Source organism: Streptomyces sp. NPDC058662 (assembly GCF_042716255.1).
Classification (GTDB): Bacteria; Actinomycetota; Actinomycetes; order Streptomycetales; family Streptomycetaceae; genus Streptomyces.
In genome coordinates, this window is record NZ_JBHXRU010000057.1 from 1 (window position 1) to 19,098 (window position 19,098).

At 73.7% G+C, this 19,098-nt stretch carries 15 protein-coding genes; 5 read left to right on the forward strand and 10 right to left on the reverse strand.

What is annotated here, in order from left to right:
* Positions 1-77: 77 nt before the first annotated feature.
* A complete protein-coding gene (locus tag ACFWUQ_RS20185) occupies positions 78-725 on the reverse strand; it encodes a heme oxygenase (biliverdin-producing) (RefSeq protein ID WP_384539646.1) in 648 nt (215 codons plus the stop codon).
* A gap of 179 nt (positions 726-904) precedes the next feature.
* Complete coding sequence (map, locus tag ACFWUQ_RS20190; protein ID WP_384539648.1) at positions 905-1,762, reverse strand: type I methionyl aminopeptidase; 858 nt, start codon at positions 1,760-1,762, stop codon at positions 905-907.
* A 70-nt stretch (positions 1,763-1,832) separates the two neighbouring features.
* Between map and ACFWUQ_RS20195 the strand changes: the two genes are divergently transcribed.
* Positions 1,833-2,069 carry a hypothetical protein gene (locus ACFWUQ_RS20195; RefSeq protein ID WP_384539650.1) on the forward strand — a complete coding sequence of 79 codons (237 nt, stop codon included), beginning with the start codon at positions 1,833-1,835 and terminating at the stop codon, positions 2,067-2,069.
* Positions 2,070-2,228: 159 nt separating this feature from the next.
* Here ACFWUQ_RS20195 and ACFWUQ_RS20200 read toward each other — a convergent pair whose 3' ends face one another.
* Positions 2,229-2,834 (reverse strand): hypothetical protein, encoded by a 606-nt coding sequence (locus tag ACFWUQ_RS20200; protein WP_384539653.1) that lies wholly within the window; start codon positions 2,832-2,834, stop codon positions 2,229-2,231.
* Positions 2,835-3,015: 181 nt separating this feature from the next.
* Here ACFWUQ_RS20200 and npdG point away from each other — a divergent pair, with 181 nt between their 5' ends.
* Entirely contained in the window at positions 3,016-3,720 is a 705-nt protein-coding gene (gene npdG, locus ACFWUQ_RS20205) for an NADPH-dependent F420 reductase (RefSeq protein WP_384539656.1), read from the forward strand.
* Between the two features lie 67 nt (positions 3,721-3,787).
* Here the strand turns inward: npdG and ACFWUQ_RS20210 are convergent, their stop codons facing one another.
* Positions 3,788-5,965, reverse strand: coding sequence for a TerD family protein (locus ACFWUQ_RS20210; protein ID WP_384539659.1), 2,178 nt, complete (start codon positions 5,963-5,965; stop codon positions 3,788-3,790).
* Positions 5,966-6,203: 238 nt separating this feature from the next.
* Between ACFWUQ_RS20210 and ACFWUQ_RS20215 the strand changes: the two genes are divergently transcribed.
* A complete protein-coding gene (locus ACFWUQ_RS20215) occupies positions 6,204-6,395 on the forward strand; it encodes a hypothetical protein (protein WP_384539662.1) in 192 nt (63 codons plus the stop codon).
* Positions 6,396-6,425: 30 nt separating this feature from the next.
* On the opposite strand, the gene ACFWUQ_RS20220 is transcribed toward ACFWUQ_RS20215, so the two are convergent.
* Positions 6,426-7,220 carry a site-2 protease family protein gene (locus ACFWUQ_RS20220; protein ID WP_384539664.1) on the reverse strand — a complete coding sequence of 265 codons (795 nt, stop codon included), beginning with the start codon at positions 7,218-7,220 and terminating at the stop codon, positions 6,426-6,428.
* Positions 7,221-7,290: 70 nt separating this feature from the next.
* Between ACFWUQ_RS20220 and ACFWUQ_RS20225 the strand changes: the two genes are divergently transcribed.
* Positions 7,291-10,776, forward strand: coding sequence for a BTAD domain-containing putative transcriptional regulator (locus tag ACFWUQ_RS20225; protein WP_384539667.1), 3,486 nt, complete (start codon positions 7,291-7,293; stop codon positions 10,774-10,776).
* A 65-nt stretch (positions 10,777-10,841) separates the two neighbouring features.
* Here the strand turns inward: ACFWUQ_RS20225 and ACFWUQ_RS20230 are convergent, their stop codons facing one another.
* The 3 genes from ACFWUQ_RS20230 to panB all read right to left on the reverse strand — a co-directional run bounded on the left by ACFWUQ_RS20230 (position 10,842) and on the right by panB (position 13,785).
* The gene (locus ACFWUQ_RS20230) at positions 10,842-11,696 is read right to left on the reverse strand and encodes an ABC transporter permease (RefSeq protein ID WP_384539670.1); all 855 of its coding nucleotides are present in this window, start codon (positions 11,694-11,696) and stop codon (positions 10,842-10,844) included.
* On the reverse strand, positions 11,693-12,715 hold the full coding sequence (locus ACFWUQ_RS20235; protein WP_384539673.1) for an ATP-binding cassette domain-containing protein: 1,023 nt from the start codon (positions 12,713-12,715) through the stop codon (positions 11,693-11,695). The genes ACFWUQ_RS20230 and ACFWUQ_RS20235 overlap by 4 nt, the downstream gene beginning before the upstream one ends.
* Before the next feature lie 167 nt (positions 12,716-12,882).
* A complete protein-coding gene (panB, locus tag ACFWUQ_RS20240) occupies positions 12,883-13,785 on the reverse strand; it encodes a 3-methyl-2-oxobutanoate hydroxymethyltransferase (RefSeq protein ID WP_384539676.1) in 903 nt (300 codons plus the stop codon).
* Positions 13,786-14,073: 288 nt separating this feature from the next.
* Here panB and ACFWUQ_RS20245 point away from each other — a divergent pair, with 288 nt between their 5' ends.
* A complete protein-coding gene (locus ACFWUQ_RS20245; protein WP_384539679.1) occupies positions 14,074-15,102 on the forward strand; it encodes an endonuclease/exonuclease/phosphatase family protein in 1,029 nt (342 codons plus the stop codon).
* A 42-nt stretch (positions 15,103-15,144) separates the two neighbouring features.
* Here ACFWUQ_RS20245 and ACFWUQ_RS20250 read toward each other — a convergent pair whose 3' ends face one another.
* Both ACFWUQ_RS20250 and ACFWUQ_RS20255 read right to left on the reverse strand, forming a co-directional pair.
* Positions 15,145-16,899, reverse strand: a complete 1,755-nt coding sequence (locus tag ACFWUQ_RS20250; protein ID WP_384539682.1) for an NAD+ synthase — start codon at positions 16,897-16,899, stop codon at positions 15,145-15,147.
* A 192-nt stretch (positions 16,900-17,091) separates the two neighbouring features.
* Positions 17,092-18,390: a DUF4352 domain-containing protein gene (locus tag ACFWUQ_RS20255; RefSeq protein ID WP_384539684.1), complete on the reverse strand. Its 1,299-nt coding sequence runs from the start codon at positions 18,388-18,390 to the stop codon at positions 17,092-17,094.
* Between the last annotated feature and the right edge of the window lie 708 nt (positions 18,391-19,098).

Sequence of the window (19,098 nt, forward strand, 5' to 3'; positions counted from 1 at the left end):
GGGGTCTGGGGCGGCGGGTGGCGTGCCCGCCCCGGGCCCCGGCCCCCGGGAAGACGGTGCGGGCACTCCCGCGCGGGCTACGCGCTCAGGCGGAACTGCTCGCCCAGCTCGCGGAAGACCGCGCCGTTGAAGTCGAAGGCGCGCTTGCACTCGTCGATGATGCGCTGCTTCTCCAGGTCGTCCGCCGCGATGGCGTCCAGCAGCTCGCGGTAGGTCCGCTTGAAGGCCGCCGGGTTGGAGATCTCCGCGAAGACGTAGAAGCGGACGCCGTCGCCCTTGCGCTCGAAGCCCCAGGTGCGTTCGGCCTTGTCCCGGATGATCTGGCCGCCGGAGAGGTCGCCCAGGTAGCGGGTGTAGTGGTGGGCGACGTACCCGCCCGGCCACTCGGCGGCGCACTGGGCCACCCGGGCCGCGTACGCCTCGGTGGCGGGCAGCGCGAGAACCGACTCGCGCCAGTCCGGGCCCAGCAGGTGGGCGAGGTCGCGCTCGATCTCGGCGACGCGCATCAGCTCGGGCTGGATGAACGGTCCGGCCACCGGGTCGTTCCTGAGGGACTCGGCCGCGTCCTCCAGGGCCCGGTACACGAACCACAGCTGCTCGGTGTAGCGGGTGTAGGCGTCCACGCCGAGTCGTCCGCCCAGCAGGTCGCTCATGAAGGTCGACGTCTCGGCCTCCGTGTGCTGCTCGTGCGACGCGACGCGGATGAGCGTAGAGAAGGCGTCCAAGACGGACCTCCAGGAAGGGGGAATCGGGCGCGGCGGCAGTACCGCCATGCCCGATCTTCCTACTTAGGCATGCCTAAGTCAATGTGTTCCCGACGTCCTGTCGGTAAAAAATCCGCGCCGTGCGCGACCGGACGGCCACGCGGCGTACGGCCGCCCGGCCCCCCGGCCCGGGCACGGCGTCACGGCAGGGTGAGGATGTCCGCTCCCGCGTCGGTCACGACCAGGGTGTGCTCGAACTGGGCCGTGCGCTTGCGGTCCTTGGTCACGACGGTCCAGCCGTCCTCCCACATGTCGTACTCGTGGGTGCCCAGGGTCAGCATCGGCTCGATGGTGAAGGTCATCCCGGGCTCGATGACGGTGGTGGCGTGCGGGCTGTCGTAGTGCGGGACGATCAGGCCGGAGTGGAAGGACGAGTTGATGCCGTGGCCGGTGAAGTCCCGGACGACGCCGTAGCCGAAGCGCTTGGCGTACGACTCGATGACGCGGCCGATGATGTTGATCTGCCGGCCCGGCTTGACGGCCTTGATGGCCCGGTTGAGCGCCTCGCGCGTCCGCTCCACCAGCAGCCGCGACTCCTCGTCCACCTCCCCGCACAGGTAGGTGGCGTTGTTGTCCCCGTGCACCCCGCCGATGTACGCGGTCACGTCGAGGTTCACGATGTCGCCGTCCCGCAGGACGGTGGAGTCGGGGATGCCGTGGCAGATGACCTCGTTGACGGAGGAGCACAGGGACTTGGGGTAGCCGCGGTATCCGAGCGTCGACGGGTAGGCGCCGTGGTCGCACATGTACTCGTGGGCGACCCGGTCCAGCTCGTCGGTGGTCACCCCCGGCGCGATCAGCTTGGCGGCCTCTTCCATCGCCTGGGCGGCGATCCGGCCGGCGGTGCGCATGGCCTCGATGGTCTCGGCCGTCTGCACCTCCGGTCCGGTGTACGGAGTGGGCGCGGGTTTGCCCACGTACTCGGGCCGGCGGATGTTTCCGGGAACGGAACGGGCGGGAGAAAGCTCGCCTGGTACGAGCAGCGACTGGCCAGACATGCAAGCGAGTGTATCCAGCGGGTATGGGGCAGCATGGCGACAGAAGCGGTATCGAGAGGAGCCCGACAGGATGGCCCTGTTCAAGAAGCGTCAGGTGGGCAAACCGGGCGAGTGGTACTACTGCCTGGTCCACAACAAGGTCGAGGAAGGCCCGGAGTGCCCGGCCAAGGACCGGTTCGGCCCCTACGGGAGCCCCGAGGAGGCGAGCCGCGCCATGGAGACGGCCCAGGAACGCAACCTCGAATGGCAGAACGACCCCCAGTGGAGCGACAAGACGCGCGAGGGGGACGAGGGCACGACGCCCTGAGGCATTGCGGCCCTGCCGGACAGGCCCTGAGGCCCTGCGCGACAGGTCCTGACACCCTGCGCGACAGGTCCTGAGGCCCCGAGGTCCTGGCGTTCCGACGTCCTGACGCGCGGGATCGGCCCCCCCGGCGGCTCACCCCACGCGACCCGCCCCCGCGGCCTACCAGCGGCTGGGTGGCGGCGCGGTCAGCTGGTCGGCCAGCCGCGCCAGCCGGTCGCGGAAGCGGCCCGGCCCGCGGCGCACCGGCAGGCTGTTCTCCCCGGCCGCCGCGCTGACCAGGTGCTGCACCGTGTCGAGGTCCAGCTCGGCGGTGCCCCGCGCCACCGACAGGGCCTCGTGCGCGAGGGCGCCCAGATCCCCGTCCCCGCCGTCCAGGGACAGTACGGTCGCCCCCGCGCGCCGGGCGTCGTGCACCCGCTCCAGCAACCGGGCGCCCGGCTCCTGCGGCGCCACCACCAGCACCGTGTGCCCGCGCCGGGCCGCCTCCAGGCGGCTCAACCCGACCGACAGGTGCGGCGGCTCCCCGGCCCGTACGCGGTGCCGTACGAGGGTGGGCGCCAGCTCCGGCAGCCCCGACCAGGCGGCCTCGTCCACCAGGTGCGCCGCCAGGTGCCAGGGCTCGTACCGCTCGGTCCCCACCAGCAGCAGGTTCCCGCCGGCCGGTACGACGGCCCGGCGCAGCGAGCCGGCGAAACGGCGTGCCGCGCCCGGCCACTGCGTACCGGCGAGCACCTCGCGCAACAGGGCGACCCTCACGGCATCCATGCGGGCATCCTGCCCCATGGGCGGGACGTACGGGACCGGTTCGCCGCGAGCCCCCCGCCCGCCCGCACACCAGCGGCCGCCGCGCGAGCCGTCCCCTTCCCCGCCTCTCCGCCGGACCCCCGGCGCAGAAGGTGCCCGCCGACCGTTCGACTCCGCGCGCCCCGCCTATACCCTCGCCCCCATGACTTCCTCAGACAGCACGCAGAAGCCGCCGGCCAAGGACCCGTGGGACCTCCCGGACGTCTCCGGCCTCGTCGTCGGCGTCCTCGGCGGCACCGGCGACCAGGGCCGCGGCCTCGCCTACCGGCTCGCCCGCGCCGGACAGAAGGTGATCATCGGCTCCCGCGCCGCCGACCGCGCGCGCACCGCCGCCGAGGAACTGGGCCTGGGCGTCGAGGGCGAGGACAACGCCGCATGCGCGCGCCGCAGCGACATCGTCATCATCGCCGTGCCGTGGGAGGGTCACGCCAAGACCCTCGAAGCCCTGCGCGAGGACCTCGCCGGCAAGCTCGTCGTGGACTGCGTCAACCCGCTCGGCTTCGACAAGCAGGGCGCGTACGCCCTCCAGGTCGAGGAGGGCAGCGCGGCGCAGCAGGCCGCGGCCCTGCTCCCGGACTCCCGGGTCACCGCGGCCTTCCACCACCTCTCGGCGGTCCTCCTCCAGGACGCGTCGATCGACGAGATCGACACCGACGTCATGGTCCTCGGCGAATCCCGCGCGGACACCGATGTGGTCCAGGCCCTCGCCGCCCGCATCCCGGGCATGCGCGGCGTCTTCGCCGGCCGCCTGCGCAACGCCCGCCAGGTCGAGTCCCTCGTCGCCAACCTCATCTCCACCAACCGCCGCTACAAGGCCCACGCGGGCCTGCGCCTCACGGATCTCTGACCGCCGCCCGGGCGGGGGGCAAGCCCCGCCCGGCCGGCACGTACGGTCCCCGGCGGCCCCGCGTCCGTCAGCCGCGACGGCCGGAGCGCCCCCCGCCGACGGCGAGCTGCGCCACGACCCCGTGGTAGAAGCGCTCCACAGCGTCGTCGACACTGCGGATGAATCCGGACTCCGTGCTGCCGCGGCTGCTGCCCATCCCCTTGATCAGCGACAGCCGGAACCCGGTGAGGGGGGAACCGTCCGCGGGCAGCAGGTCGCCCGGCTCCGGACGCAGCCGCTCCAGGGTGCCGCGCGGTCCGTGCCCCGTCTCCACGAGGCTCTGCACGTGCAGATCCGCGGGAGCCTCGGTCAGCAGCCGGACGAGGCGCTTCGCCGTCGTCAGCGGATACGCCCCCTCGGGGGCGGCCACGTCGACGGAGGTGCGCACCTTGCCCGTCCGCAGATCGGCGCTGACCGCGATCACACTGCTCGTGCCGTCGACGCGGAGCTCCGCCGTGAGCGTGCCCTCCGCGCACAGCCGTTCCGCCGCGGCGACCCGCCGGGACCGCGGGTCAGTGCCGCGGCGGGCGCGCTGCACGGGCAGGGCCTTCTGGCCGAGGTCTCCGCCGAGCCGCAGGCAGACCTGGCGGATCAGCCGCTCCCAGCTCTCCACGACGTCCACGGCGCGGGCGTCACCGAGGCTGAGCGTCTCGTCCTCGACCCCCTTGCGCACGGGCACCCACGCCGGGCCCATGTTCTGGAAGCCGTGGCAGCCCGAGTTCTCGTGCTGGAGGTACTCCAGCAGCTCCTGGAGGAGCCAGGCATGGGCCGCGTTGCCCACCCCCTCGTGACGGATCAGCATCTGCGCCTGGTGCGCGACCTCGGCCCACGACAGGTGCCAGAGGCTGACCTTGTGCTTGCGGCGCCCGTCGATCTTGACGTCGACCATGGAGGCCCCTTCGAGCGCCACGTCGTTGGAGAGCGTGATCACCGCCTCGTAGCCGCGGCGCGCGGCGATGTCCATGTACTGCTGCACCTGCTCGGCCCTGAGGGGGTGCCCGTTCGTCTTCGTCTCCACGAGGGCCGTCCACAGCTTGCCCGCGCGCTCCACCCGGATGACACCGTCCGGACGCTTGGGGGAGTCGCCGTGGGGCAGCGACACCTCGGTGAAGGTCTGCATCCGGCCCGCGGGGGCTCCGAAGGCGGCGGTGAGCCGCCGACCCAGCTCGGGGACCTGTTCCATCACCGACAGCAGCACCGAGGTGGCCCGTACCTCGCGTTCCGCGTCGCTCTTGAGGGACGGGGCGGGGAAGAGCCGGGCCGGACGCCAGGACTCGTTCTCCGCGAGGGACTTCGGGGCCACCTTGGGCAGAGTGACCTTCTTCCTGGTCGTGCGCGGGCCGCGGCCGCGCGTCTGCGCGGGCACGGCGGCAGCGGCAGCGGTGGCTGTGACCGTGGTGGCGGCGGCACCCGTGGCCGCGGTCGCGGCGGCGGTGACGGTGACCGTGTCGACGGTGGCCGTCGCCGTCGCCGTCGCGGTGGCGGAGGCCGTGTCGACGGAGGCGTCGACGGAGGCGTCGGCGGTGACCGACGGAACGAGCCCGGCGGGGGACCCGGACTCCGACCCGGCGGGCAGGTCCGGCGCCCCGGGCGCCCCGACGGGCCCGCCCGCCTCCTCCGACCCCCGGACGGGCTCCGCGAGGGCGTCGGGCTCGTCCACCTCCTCCAGGACCGTGATGCCGAAGTCGGTGGCCAGGCCGGCCAAGCCCGTCTCGTACCCCTGGCCCACCGCCCGGAACTTCCATTCCTCGCCCCGCCGGTACAGCTCGCCGAAGATGAACGCCGTCTCCGCGCCCGCGTCGTCGATGGAGAAGCCCACCAGGGGCTCACCGGACCGGTCCGCGACGGTCATCCGCAGGTCGTCGAGGTCGCCGAACCGGGCGCCGCCGTACTGGCTGGCCGCCACCACGATCCGTTCGACGTCCGGTGGTACGGCCGTCAGGTCCACGCCGATGCGGTCCTCGTCACCGCTGTCGGTCGGGGTCTTGCCGAGGAGCTGCACGCTGCCGTCCGCGGCCGCGGGGTTGTTGTAGAAGTAGAAGTCGTTCTCGTCGCGGATCCTGCCGCTCGCGTCGAGGAGCAGCACGGACACGTCCGCGTCACCGGCGCCGGAGGCGCTGGTCCAGCCCAGGCTCACGACGACGGAGCCGGCGTCGTCGCTGAGGGCGGTCAGACTGACGTTCGCGCCCTTCGGGATCTCCTGCATGTGTTCCCCCCAGTCACCCGGCGTCGTCCGTCGCGGTCGAGCAGGCCGGGGCGTCGTCCTGCCGCGCGCACGGTGACGCGCGTGGTGCGCGAACCGTATCGCCGCACGGCACGGACGATCAGGCGAAGGGGAAAACGGACCGGCCGGCGGGAGCGCGGCGTCCTTACGGCAGCACTGCGGGGCATGGGGGACACTGGAGGGGCTCGGCCCCGTTCAGTTTTTTCGAGGAGCTCTCCCCATGCCCCGCCTTGCCGTCTTCGCCGTTGTCGTGTGCGTCCTCGCCGTGGCCGCGGCCGTCGTCGCCTTCGTCGAGGGCAGCTTCCTCGGGATCGTGTGGGTGCTGCTGGCCGGCCTCACGTCCAACATGGCCTGGTACTTCATCCGCAAGGCGAAGGCCGAGAAGGCCGCCGCCGGGTCGGCCGCGTCCTAGACCCTGCCGCGACGCGGGCGGGGCGGGCGGTCAGTCCGTCGCGCAGAGGCCCTCGGTGTCCTGCCAGAAGCGGTAGAGGTCGCGGCCGCAGTACGACTCCAGGTCCCCCACCCCCAGGGCCGACAGGACGGCGTACACCACGTCGAAGAAGAAGCCGTTGACCGCCGGGATCCACAGCAGCGCGAACACGGCGAGCAGGCCGAACGGCGCCAGCGGCGCCACCTCGCGCCGCACCCGGTGCGACAGCCAGGGCTCGATCACCCCGTAGCCGTCCAGCCCCGGCACCGGCAGGAAGTTCAGGATCGCCGCGGAGACCTGGAGCAGGGCCAGGAAGGCGAGCGCGTAGCGGAAGGGCCGCGGGACGCCGTCGAGGGCGTCCAGCCAGAACGGGGCGGTGCACACGACCGCGAACGCCACGTTCGTCAGCGGGCCCGCCGCCGAGATCAGGCTGTGCCTCCAGCGGCCCCGGATCCGGTCGCGCTCGATGTACACCGCGCCGCCGGGCAGGCCGATCCCGCCCAGGATCACGAAGAGCACCGGCAGCACGATGCTCAGCAGGGCGTGCGTGTACGCCAGGGGGTTCAGCGTCAGGTAGCCCTTGGCGCCGACCGACAGGTCGCCGCTGTGCAGGGCGGTGCGGGCGTGCGCGTACTCGTGCAGGCACAGGGACACGATCCACGCCGACGTCACGAAGAGGAACACGGCGAGCCCCGTGCTCGTCGCGTACCCCGTCCACACCGCCCAGCCCGTGACGGCCATGACCGCGACGATCCCCACGAAAACCGAACTGATCCGCCGCTCGCCGCGACCGCCCTCATGACCCATGCGGCGAACCTATCCCGCGGCGGGCGGAAATGGGTTCGGGTCCGGGGACCCGGCCAGCGACAATGGGCCGGTGCGTTACACGATCCTCGGCACCACCCAGGCCATCCGCGACGACGGAACCCCTGTCGCCGTCGGCGGAGCACGCCTGCGGGCGCTGCTGGCAGCGCTCGCGCTGCGACCGGGACGGGCGGTCTCCGCGGAACTGCTGGCCGCCGACGTGTGGGACGACGAAGCCCCCGCCGACGCCCCGGCCGCCCTCCAGGCGCTGGTCGCACGGCTGCGGCGGGCGCTGGGACGCGAGGCCGTGCGCTCGGCCGCGGGCGGCGGGTACCTGCTGGTCGCCGAGCGCGAGGACGTGGACCTGTACCGCTTCGAGCGGCTGGCCCGCGCCGGCGGGGAGGCGCTGGCCGACGGGGACCCGGCCAAGGCCCACGCCCTGTACGACGACGCCCTCGCCCTGTGGCACGGGCCCGCCCTGGCGGACCTCCCCGACCCCGCGGCGGAGGCCGCGCGCTGGGAGGCGGTACGGATGGACGCGCGCCGGGGCCGGCTCGCCGCCGCCCTCGCCCTGGGCGAGGCGGAACGGTCGCTGCCGGAGCTGGCCGCCCTGTGCGCGCGGCTGCCGCTGGACGAGCCCCTGCAAGCCCTGCGCGTCCGGGCGCTGCGCGACGCGGGCCGCCCGGCGGAGGCGCTGGCCGTGTACGAGACCGTCCGCCGCGACATCGCCTCCCGGCTCGGCGCGGACCCCGGTCCCGCCCTGCGCGCCCTGCACGCCGAGCTGCTCTCCCCGTCCGCCGCCAGAGCGCCCGCCGCGCCCGCCGGGGAGGCCGGGCCGCACAGGCCGCCGGACGCCGCCGGACCCGTACCGCCCGGCCAGGGCGAGACGGGCGCGCGGGGCAACCTGCGGGCCCGGCTGACCACCTTCGTCGGGCGCGAGGACGACATTCGCGCCATCGGCGAGGACCTCGCCCGCGCCCGGCTGGTCACCCTGCTCGGGCCCGGCGGAGCCGGCAAGACGCGGCTGTCGCAGGAGGCCGCCGAGGCCTGCGCCGCCGCCTGGCCCGACGGCGTGTGGCTCGTCGAGCTCGCCCCCGTCGACGACCCCGAGGACGTCGCCGAGGCGGCGCTCGCCGCCCTCGGCGCGCGCGAGACCAAGCTGCGCGGCGCCTCCGCCGAGGAGATGCGCGCCCTGACCGACCGGACCGGGGACACCTCCCTGGACCGCCTGGCCGAGCACTGCGCCCGGCGCAGGCTCCTGCTGCTGCTCGACAACTGCGAGCACGTGGTCGGCGCGGCGGCCGAGCTCGCGGAGCGGCTGCTGACGCGGTGCCCGGGAGTGCGGATCCTGGCGACGAGCCGGGAGCCGCTGGGCGTGCCCGGGGAGTCGCTGCGCCCGGTGGAGCCGCTCCCGGACCCGGTGGCGCTGCGGCTGCTCGGGGATCGCGGCGCGGCGGCGCGGCCGGGGTTCAGTACGGCCCAGGACCCGGCGGCGGCCGCCGAGATCTGCCGGCGTCTGGACGGCCTGCCGCTGGCGATCGAACTGGCGGCGGCCCGGCTGCGGTTGCTGACGCCGCGCCAGATCGCGGACCGGCTGGACGACCGGTTCCGACTGCTGACGAACGGGGCCCGCACGGTGCTGCCCCGCCAGCAGACGCTGCGCGCCGTCGTGGACTGGTCCTGGGACCTGCTCGACGCGAACGAGCGCACGGTACTGCGCCGGCTCTCCGTCTTCGCCGGCGGCTGCGACCTCGCCGCCGCCGAGGCGGTGTGCGCGGATGCCCCCTCCACCCGGCCCCGGCCTGCGGACGCCGTACCCGCGGACATCCCGCCCGCCGACGCCGACGCCGACGCCGACGACGCCGACGACGCCCACGCAGGCCGCGGCGGCGAGCCGCCGGACCCCCGGGGCGAGCCCTCCGGCCTCGGTGTCCCCGACGTCGCCGCCGTCCTCGGCTCACTCGTCGACAAATCGCTGGTCCTCGCCGAACCGTCCCCCGACGGCAGCGGTATGCGCTACCGCATGCTGGAGACGGTCGGCGAGTACGCCGCCGAGCGCCTCGCCGAGGCGGGCGGCGACCGCGAGGCCACCGAGCGCCGCCACCTCGTGCACTACCGCGAGCTCGCCCGCACCACCGAACCACTGATGCGCGGACACCACCAGCGCGCCGCCGCCGTCCGGACCGCCACCGAGTACGAGAACCTCCGCACCGCCCTGCGCCGGGCCGTCGCGTTCCGCGAGGCCGGCGAGGTCATGTGCCTCGTCCACGCCCTGGCCTGGTACTGGCACATGCACGACCTGCGCACCGAGTCCCGGCACTGGTCCGAGGCGGCCGCCGCCCTCGGCCCCGACCCCTTCGCGCCGCCCGTCGCCCCCGCCCGGCCGGTCCACGAGCGGATCGTCGACACCCCGCCCCCCTACAGCGGTGAGCTGCTGACGGACGGCTGGCGCGGCATCCAGATGCTCAAACTGACCTCGCGCGACCAGAACAGCGCCGACTGGAGCACCCCCGAGGTCCGCGCCCGGATCGACCGGGTGATCTCCGCCTACCGCCCCGGCCTCCCGCAGACCTGCCGGACCCCGGGCAACCTGTGGATCTACGCGGTGATGATCGCCGGCGACGCCGCGCTGCTCCAGCGCGTCGTCGACGAGACCGTCGCCACCGCCCGCGCGCTGGGCTACCGCTGGGAGCTGGCCTCCGCCCTCCAGTTGCGCGCCAACGTCCTCGCCAACCGCGCCGACTGGGCCGGCGACGCCTCCCGCGACGCCGAGGAGAGCCTGGTGCTGTTCCGCGAGCTCGGTGACGACTGGGGCTGCGCCGAGGCCCTCTCCGCCCGCGCCGAGGCCCGGGAGAAGCGCGGCGAGTACGCCTGTGCCGCCGAGGACTTCCTGGAGGCGATCGAGCATGCCGAACGCCTCGGCGCACCGGCGCAGGTGACGGTGCTCCGGGTGCGGATGGCCGGCACCCTCGTCGAGCACGGCGAGATCGAGGAGGCCGAGAGGATCCTCACCGGCATCCTCGGCGAGGTACGGCAGTACGGCAACGAGGCCGTGCCCGCCGCCCGCATGTTCCTGGCGGGCATCCTCGGCCGCACCGGGCGGTTCCCCGAGGCCCGGGCCCAGATCAAGGCCCTGCGCGAGGAGTTCGCCTTCGGCGCGTACGCCGTCTTCGACGTGTTCCTGCTCGCGATGCTGTCCTGGCTCGACAACCAGCAGGGCCGGTACGGGGAGGCCCTGGCGCAGGTCCGCGCCGGTGTCGGCCGGGCCCAGGACCCGATGGCCGTGATCGTCGCACCGCAGCTGTCCGCGGTGTTCCTGCTGACGGCGGCCGTGGCCCTGGCCTCACCGGGAGGCCAGTGCCGCCCGTACGACGCCGCGCGGCTGCTCGGCGCCTACCGGGCCCACCTGCCGCCGGGGCACTTCCAGGTCAGCACGGAGCGCACGGACGCCGCCCTCGCCGAGGGGCTGGCGCGGGCGGCGCTGGGCGACGCGCGGTACGAGGCGGCGTACGCCGAGGGCGGCGGCCTCACCCTGGAGGAGGCCACCGCCCTGCTCTGATCCGGCACCCGCCGGGGGCCCGTCCGGGACGCGATCCGGACGACCCGCCCGACACCCGGCGCGGATCAGGTCTTCTGACGGAACTTGCGGACCGCGAGCGGCATGGTGACCGCCGTGATGACGAGCGACCAGACCAGCGTCATCCACACCGAGTCGCCGATCGGCGTGCCGTTGATCAGGGCGCGGGCGGCGTCGGCCAGGTTGGACAGCGGGTTGTAGTCGGTGAAGGACTGCAGCCAGCCCGGCATCGTGGACGGCGGGGCGAAGATCGAGCTGCCGAACTGCAGCGGCATCAGGACGAGCATCGCCATGCCCTGGACCGCCTGCGCGGTCTTCATGGTCAGACCGAGCAGGATGAAGATCCACATCAGCGAGGCGCCGAAGACGGCGGACAGGCCGATGGCGAGGAACAGGTCCAGCACCGACGTCTTGATCGACAGGCCGAGGATGAAGCCCACCGTGAGCAGGATCGCGATGGCGACCAGCATCCGGCCGATCTCCACGACGATCTTGGCGAGGAGTACGGACGACCGGGCGATCGGCATGGACCGGAAGCGGTCCATGACGCCCTTCTTGAAGTCGTCGTTGACCCCGGTGCCGACCGCCATCGCGATGTTCATGCCCATCATGGCCATCAGGCCGGGCACCACGTAGTTGACGTAGTCGCTCTGGTTCCCCTTGCCGGAGATCGCGCCGCCGAAGACGAACACGAACAGCAGCGTGAAGATGATCGGCATGAACAGGACGTCGAACATCGACTCCGGATCCTGCTTGATCTGCAGGGCGTTGCGGCGCACCAGGGCGCCGATGTGCCGCAGGTTGGCCCGCAGGCCGATCCGGCCCTCGCCGGACTGACGGGCCGGGCCCGAGGCGGGGCCGGGGGCGGTCGGAGCGGGCTTCGTCGTGGTTACGGTGCTCATGCCGCGACCTCCTCGGTCTGGTCGGCGGGGACGGAGTCCTCGGAGGAGGCGGGCTTCTGCCCGGTGATGGACAGGAACACCTCGTCGAGGCTGGGCAGGTAGGTGCCGAGATCGGCGATGGCGTACCCGCGGGCGGCCAGCAGGCCGACGACGGCGGTCAGCTGCTCGTCGCTCAGGATGGGGACCAGCAGCACGCCCTCGTCGGGCACGGCCTGCGATCCGGCCACGCCGTCCAGGCCGGCCTCGGCCAGCGAGCGGGCCATGCCCGGCAGGTCCGAGGCCGCCACCGGGCGGATCCTCAGGGTGCGGCCGCCGACGCGGGCCTTCAGCTCGTCGACCTTGCCGTTGGCGATGACCTTGCCGCGGTCGATGACCGTCAGCTCGCCGGCGAGCTGCTCGGCCTCCTCCATGTACTGGGTGGTGAGCAGCACCGTGGCGCCCTCGGCGACCAGTCGCTGGACCTCGTCCCACACCTCGTTGCGGGTGCGGGGGTCGAGGCCGGTGGTCGGCTCGTCCAGGTAGAGGACGGCCGGGTTGCCGATCAGCGAGGCGGCGAGGTCGAGCCGCCGGCGCATGCCGCCGGAGTAGTTCATGGCGGCCTTCTTGGCCGCCTCGGTCAGCGAGAACCGCTCCAGCATCTCGTCCGCGCGGCGGCGGGCGTCCTTGCGGGAGAGGTCGAGCAGCCGGCCGATCATGTAGAGGTTCTCCCAGCCGGAGAGCTTCTCGTCGACCGAGGCGTACTGACCGGTGAGGCCGATGGTCCGGCGCAGCTGGCGGGGCTGGCGGACCACGTCGTATCCCGCGACGCGGGCGGTGCCGGCGTCCGGGACGATCAGGGTGGAGAGGCAGCGCACCAGGGTGGTCTTGCCGGCGCCGTTGGGCCCGAGCACCCCGAGGACCGTGCCCTCGCGGACGTCCAGGTCGACGCCGTCCAGGGCCTTGGTCTCGCCGTAGTGCTTGACCAGCCCCCGTACTTCTACGGCGTTGGGGTTCTTGTCGTTTCGCGTCATGCCCACCATGGGACCATCCGCCACTGACAAACGACCGACAGTCCACCGACAGCCACCGGACGGGCGGCCGACGGGCGGCCGACGGACCGCCGGCGACGAGCGCCGACGGCCCGGCGGAAGGCGGCCCGACGGTCCGGCGGCCCCGGGGGGCCGCCGGACCGTGCCGGCCGGCTCCGTCAGTGGAAGGCGTGCTCCTCCTGCGGGAACGTGCCGCCGACGACGTCCTGGGCGAAGGCCTTCGCCGCGTCGCCCATGGTCTGGCGGAGGTTCGCGTACTGCTTGACGAACCGCGGCAGTTTCCCGCCGGTCAGACCCATCATGTCGGTCCACACCAGCACCTGCGCGTCGCACTCCGAGCCCGCGCCGATGCCGACCGTCGGGATGTGCAGGGAGCGGGTGACCTCGGCCGCCAGCTCCGCCGGGACCAGTTCCAGCACCACCGCGAAGGCGCCCGCGTCCTGCGCCGCCTTCGCGTCGCGCAGCAGCTGGTGCGCGGCCTCGTCGCCGCGGCCCTGCACCCGGTAGCCCATGGCGTTCACGGACTGCGGGGTCAGGCCGAGGTGGGACATGACCGGGATGCCGGACTGCACGATCAGCTCCGTCTGGTGCAGCGAGCGCTCGCCGCCCTCCAGCTTGACCGCGCCGACCCCGGCCTCCTTCACGAGGCGGGTGGCGCTGCGCAGCGCCTGTACGGCGCCCTCCTGGTACGAGCCGAACGGCAGGTCGCCGATGACCAGGGCCCGGCTCGTGCCCCGTACGACGGCCGCCGACAGCAGGGTCATCTCGTCCATCGTCACGGGGACGGTGGTCTCGTAGCCGAGGTGGCAGTTGCCCATCGAGTCGCCGACGAGGATCACCGGGATGCCGGCATCGTCGAAGACGGACGCGGTCATCGCGTCGTAGGCCGTGAGCATGGGCCACTTCTCGCCCCGCTCCTTGGCGAGGGTGAGGTCGCGGACGGTCAGGCGCCGGGTGCCCGTACCGCCGTACAGGGTGGGAGAGGCGGAGGAGGCGGCGGGGGAAGCGGCGGGCGTGGCCGTCGCAGCGGGTTCGCGGGCAGGCGAAACGGCATGCGTCATTGCAACTGCTCCTTGTGTCATCTCGAGGCGCCCTCACGGCGTCCCCGGACTCACCCCCCATGGTGACATCCGCCCCGCCCCGCGCGGAAGTGGTGACGCGGGCGCGCCCGGCCCCCGCGATCCAATGTGCGCGTTTTGTGACAAGCGGAACCCATGGCGCACGGCCGTTCGTCCTCCCGGACGTGCGACCGCGACAGGCGGTCGTGACGTACGGCACGTAAGGCTCCGTGCATCGCCTAGGGTCAAGGGGCGGGGACGGAGCGCGAGCACGGCAGTGAGGGCAGCGGCATGGCACAGGCGTACATGACGGAGACGGGGAACGGCGGCTCGGAGCCCGAGCCCGCGGAATCCCGCTTCCGGCGCCGGCTGGCCGAGCTCCGCGGCGACCGGGGCATCTGGCGGCGCGGCCTGGTGCTGGCCGGGATCTCCGTACTGATCTCCCTCGTCATGATCTTCCACGCGGACCTGCCGAACGACGTGGGCAACCTGGGCAGCCTCATCGAGACGTTCCTGCCCTGGCTGGGCCTGGCCGTCCCGGTGCTGTTCGGCGCCGCGCTCCTGCGCCGCTCCGCGACCGCGCTCCTCGCGGTACTGCTGCCGGCCGTGGTCTGGGCGAACCTCTTCGGCGGACTGGTCTTCGACAAGTCGGGCGGCGGCGGGAACCTGGTCGTCGCCACCCACAATGTCGACGCCGACAACGCCGACCCGCGCGGGACCGCCGAGTCGGTCGCGAAGGCGGGGGCCGACGTCCTGGCCCTGACCGAGCTGAAGGCGAGCGCGGTCCCCGTGTACGAGAAGGCCCTCGCGGGCACGTACAAGTACCACTCGGTGGAGGGCACCGTCGGCGTGTGGAGCCGGTACCCGCTGACCTCCAGCGAGCCCGTGGACATCAAGATGGGCTGGACCCGCGCCATGCGCGCCACCGTCACCACCCCCTCGGGCCAGGTCGGCGTCTACGTCGCCCACCTGCCCTCCGTCCGGGTCAAGCTCAAGGCGGGCTTCACCGCCAACCAGCGCGACAACAGCGCCGACGCGCTGGGCGCTGCCCTCGCCGCAGAGCCCCTCAAGAAGGTCGTCCTGCTCGGCGACCTCAACGGCACCATGAACGACCGGGCCCTGTCGGAGGTCACCTCGCAGATGCGCTCCACGCAGGGCGCGGCGGGCGACGGCTTCGGTTTCAGCTGGCCGGCGCAGTTCCCGATGGCCCGCATCGACCAGATCATGGTCCGCGGGATCAGGCCCGAGGCGTCCTGGACGCTCCCGCGCACCGGCAGCGACCACCTGCCGGTCGCCGCCCGCATCACCGTCAAGCCCTGACAGCGGTACACCGCCCCGCGCGCCCCCCCGCGAGCGGCGGCGCTACGCCTGCTCGCGCCAGCCGTTCGTGATGGGCAGCCGGCGGTCCTTGCCGAAGCCCTTGGCGGAGATCTTCGTACCCGGCGGGTACTGGCGCCGCTTGTACTCCGCCGCGTCCACCATCCGCACGGTCCTGGCGACCAGCTCCCGGTCGAAACCGGCTTCGACGATCGTCTCCAGGCCCTGGTCGCGGTCCACGTACAGGGCCAGGATCGCGTCCAGCACCGGATAGTCGGGCAGTGAGTCCGTGTCCACCTGACCCGGCCGCAGCTCGGCGCTCGGCGGCTTCACGATCGAGTTCCGGGGGATGGGTGGGGTCTCGCCGCGCTCGGCGGCGGCGCGGTTGCGGTACTCGGCGAGCCGGAAGACGTCGGTCTTGTACACGTCCTTGATGGGGCCGTAGGCGCCCACCGAGTCGCCGTACAGGGTGGAGTAGCCGACGGCCAGCTCCGACTTGTTGCCGGGCGCCAGCACGATGTGCCCCTCCTGGTTGGACAGCGCCATCAGCATCGTGCCGCGCAGCCGGGACTGGAGGTTCTCCTCGGCCAGCCCGGACAGGCGCAGCGAGCCCATGTACGCGTCGAACATCGGCTCGATCGGCACGGTGCGGAAGTTCAGGCCGGTGCGTTCGGCGAGGTCGGCCGCGTCGCCCTTGGAGTGGTCCGAGGAGTACTTGGAGGGCATGGAGACGCCGTAGACGTTCTGCGCCCCGATCGCGTCGCAGGCCAGCGCCGCGACGAGGGCGGAGTCGATGCCTCCGGAGAGGCCGATCAGAACCGATCGGAATCCGTTCTTCCGGACGTATGCGCGCAGGCCCACGACGAGCGCGTCGTAGACCTCCTCGTCGTCGTCGAGCCGGTCGGCGCAGCCGCCGGCCACCGCCGCCTCGTACGGGGCCGCGGGCTCCTCGGAGAGGATGACGCGGTCGATGCGCAGACCGTCGGCGACCACGCCCTCGGGGGCGTCGGGGCGCGCGGCGGGGAGGTCGAGGTCGACGAGTACGCAGCCCTCGGAGAACTGCGGGGCCCGCGCGACGACCTCGCCGGCCGCGTCGACCACGATCGAGTCGCCGTCGAAGACCAGGTCGTCCTGGCCGCCGATCATGGCGAGGTAGGCGAGGGTGCAGCCGGCCTCCTGGGCCCGCTTGCGGACGAGCTCCAGGCGCAGGTCGTCCTTGTTGCGCTCGTACGGGGACGCGTTGATGGAGATCAGCAGACCGGCCCCGGCGGCGCGGGTGGCGGGGACGCGGCCGCCGTCCTGCCAGAGGTCCTCGCAGATGGCCAGGGCCACGTCGACGCCGTGCACCCTGATGACCGGCTGGGTGTCGCCCGGTACGAAGTACCGGAACTCGTCGAAGACGCCGTAGTTGGGGAGGTGGTGCTTCGCGAAGCGCAGGACGACCTGCCCCCGGTGCAGTACGGCGGCCGCGTTCTCCGGCGAGCCGGCCGGCCGGCCGAGCCGGGGCACGGCCGTCTCGGTGCGGTCGAGGTAGCCGACGACGACCGGCAGCTCGCCGAGGCCCTCGGCCGCCAGCCGGGAGGCGAGCTCGCGCAGCGCCGCGCGGGAGGCCTCGACGAAGGACCCGCGCAGGGCGAGGTCCTCGACGGGGTACCCGGTCAGCGTCATCTCCGGGAACGCCACCAGGTGCGCGCCCTGCTCGCAGGCGTGCCGGGTCCAGTGGACGACCGAGTCGGCGTTGGCGGCGATGTCGCCGACGTGCGAGTCGATCTGATTCAGGGCGAGGCGTAGTTGAGGCACGGGCCCAGTCTAATCGTCTTACTGACGCGATGTCCTGGGAACGCCACTCCGACGGGCCGGGAAACGGGGCGGAAGGGCCTCGGGACGCGGGCCGGGACGCGGGGCCGGGAGACGGGTCGTGACGCGGTCGGAACGCACGTGAGGCGCCCCCGGGCGGGGGCGCCTCACGGTGCCGGTGCGAGGGCGGTCGGATCAGCCGATCGGGCCGTTCCAGATCGCGTCGTCGTAGTCGGCGAGCCCGCCGGGCGAGATCTCGAAGTGCAGGGTCTTGGAGTCCTCGGGCACGTCGAAGAGGAAGGACGCGGTGACCGACTGGCCGGGCAGGACCGAGCCCTTGAAGAGCTTCGGCAGGTTGCCGTCGAAGACCATCTCGACCTCGTTGCCCTTGTCGTCACGGGCGTTCGGCAGCGCGCTGGACACATCGATCGCGGCGGAGGACTTGTTCGCGATCGTCACCGTCACCTTGACCCCGCGGCCCACGCGCTCGGTGGGGTACGCGTTCTTGCCGATGGTCTGCGGCGCGGCGCCCGCCACGACGAGCTCTACGCCGTCGTCGTAGACGAACGGCTTGCCCCACTCCAGCGCGGAGGTCTTGCCGGGGATGTCCGACGGGGAGGCCTTGGGGGTGCTCTTGGAGCCGGGCGGCGTGTACGACGGGTAGATGTCGGAGGCGTCGACCTGGCGGTCGATCTCCTTGTCCACCTCCGCGACGAACGCGGCGGTGATGAAGAAGCCGCCGGTGGCCGCGCCCAGGCTGAGGGCGCCGAGGACGATTCCCGCGACGGCCATCGCCTTGCGCGGGGCCCCCTTGCGGGCGCGCGCGACGCCGCCGATGCCCAGACCGAGGCCGGTCAGGCCGAGGAGGGCGCCGGCCCAGAAGAAGAACGGGGTGACGCCGATGAGGATGGCGATGACGCCGAGGACCAGGGCGGCGACGGCGAGGCCGTTGCCGGGCTGGGAGACCGGCGGGTATCCGGGGTAGCCGGGACCGCCGTAACCGGGGCCGCCGTAGCCGGGACCGGGCTGGGCCCACGGATTCCCGGGGACGCCGGGGCCGCCGGGGCCTATGGGGCCGGTGGGGGCGCCGGGGCCGCCGGGGCCGCTGGGGACCGCGCCGTACGCCGGGGCCTGGTGGGCCGACGGCCCCGGGGTGGGCGGTGCGAAGGGGGAGGGGGCCGGGTTCTCCGGGGTGGGCGGCGCGAACGGCGAGGGAGCCGGAACGGGCGCGGGCGCCGGGGCGGCGGCCGGAGCCGGCGCCGCGTCTTCCCGCGGTGCGGCCGGGGCCGGAGCCGCCTCTTCCCGCGGGGCGGCCGGAGCCGGAGCCGCGTCTTCCGGAGCCGGGGCCGGAGTGGCGTCTTCCGGGGGTGCGGCGGGGGCCGGGGCCTTGTCGAACGACGGCGGCTGCGCGGGCGCGGGTATGGACGCCGCCTCGGGTACGGGAGTACCGGCCGGCTCGGTCGGAGTGCTGTGCGGATTCGGCGGGGTGCTCATACCGGCGCTGGCGTCCTTCGGTCGCGGTTGTCGTGATCAGCGCAAGACTGCCACGCCCCCGGTCCCCACCGGCCGGATTTTCACCGGCCGTTCGGCCCCGGCGCCCGGGGAGCGGGGCCGGGCGCGCCACTGCGGGCCGGCCGGGGCCGGACATTCCGAGAGCGCCCGCTGCCCGGCGCGCGACCGGCAACGCGCCCCCCAGCAGCGGGAATCACGGGCAGCCGGCGCCGCGCGCGAGGTCCCGCCCGGCCCGGCCCCCGGCGGCGGCCGGGCCCCCCGGGGCTCCGCCGGGACGCGGAGCGGGTGCGGTGGCGCGGATGCGGAAGCCGTCACATCGTTGCGGAGTTGTTGAACTCCAACCCGGGCCCCGGACGAGTGGCGCGGCCGACCGGCCCGGACCCCGGGCGGGTGGCGGGGCCGACTGGCCCGGGCTCCGGGCTGGTGGCGCGGCTGACCGGCCCGGGCTCCGGGCGGGTGGCGGGGCCGACTGGCCCGGGCTCCGGGCTGGTGGCGGGGCCGACTGGCCAGGGCCCCCAGGCGAGTGGCGCGGCTGACCGGCCAGGGCCCCCGGGCGGGTGGCGCGGCCGAGTGGCCCGGGCTCCGGGCTGGTGGCGGGGCCGACTGGCCAGGGCCCCCAGGCGAGTGGCGCGGCTCACTGCGCGCGATCGGGGCGGGCGAGGCAACGGAGTGGGCCGGGGACACGTCATG

Excerpts from the sequence above, each read along its gene's own strand:
- map (WP_384539648.1), bottom strand. The coding sequence starts at position 1,762 with ATGTCTGGCCAGTCGCTGCTCGTACCAGGCGAGCTTTCTCCCGCCCGT.
- ACFWUQ_RS20195 (WP_384539650.1), top strand. The coding sequence starts at position 1,833 with ATGGCCCTGTTCAAGAAGCGTCAGGTGGGCAAACCGGGCGAGTGGTAC.
- ACFWUQ_RS20200 (WP_384539653.1), bottom strand. The coding sequence starts at position 2,834 with ATGGATGCCGTGAGGGTCGCCCTGTTGCGCGAGGTGCTCGCCGGTACG.
- npdG (WP_384539656.1), top strand. The coding sequence starts at position 3,016 with ATGACTTCCTCAGACAGCACGCAGAAGCCGCCGGCCAAGGACCCGTGG.
- ACFWUQ_RS20210 (WP_384539659.1), bottom strand. The coding sequence starts at position 5,965 with ATGCAGGAGATCCCGAAGGGCGCGAACGTCAGTCTGACCGCCCTCAGC.
- ACFWUQ_RS20215 (WP_384539662.1), top strand. The coding sequence starts at position 6,204 with ATGCCCCGCCTTGCCGTCTTCGCCGTTGTCGTGTGCGTCCTCGCCGTG.
- ACFWUQ_RS20220 (WP_384539664.1), bottom strand. The coding sequence starts at position 7,220 with ATGGGTCATGAGGGCGGTCGCGGCGAGCGGCGGATCAGTTCGGTTTTC.
- ACFWUQ_RS20230 (WP_384539670.1), bottom strand. The coding sequence starts at position 11,696 with ATGAGCACCGTAACCACGACGAAGCCCGCTCCGACCGCCCCCGGCCCC.
- ACFWUQ_RS20235 (WP_384539673.1), bottom strand. The coding sequence starts at position 12,715 with ATGGTGGGCATGACGCGAAACGACAAGAACCCCAACGCCGTAGAAGTA.
- panB (WP_384539676.1), bottom strand. The coding sequence starts at position 13,785 with ATGACGCATGCCGTTTCGCCTGCCCGCGAACCCGCTGCGACGGCCACG.
- ACFWUQ_RS20245 (WP_384539679.1), top strand. The coding sequence starts at position 14,074 with ATGGCACAGGCGTACATGACGGAGACGGGGAACGGCGGCTCGGAGCCC.
- ACFWUQ_RS20255 (WP_384539684.1), bottom strand. The coding sequence starts at position 18,390 with ATGAGCACCCCGCCGAATCCGCACAGCACTCCGACCGAGCCGGCCGGT.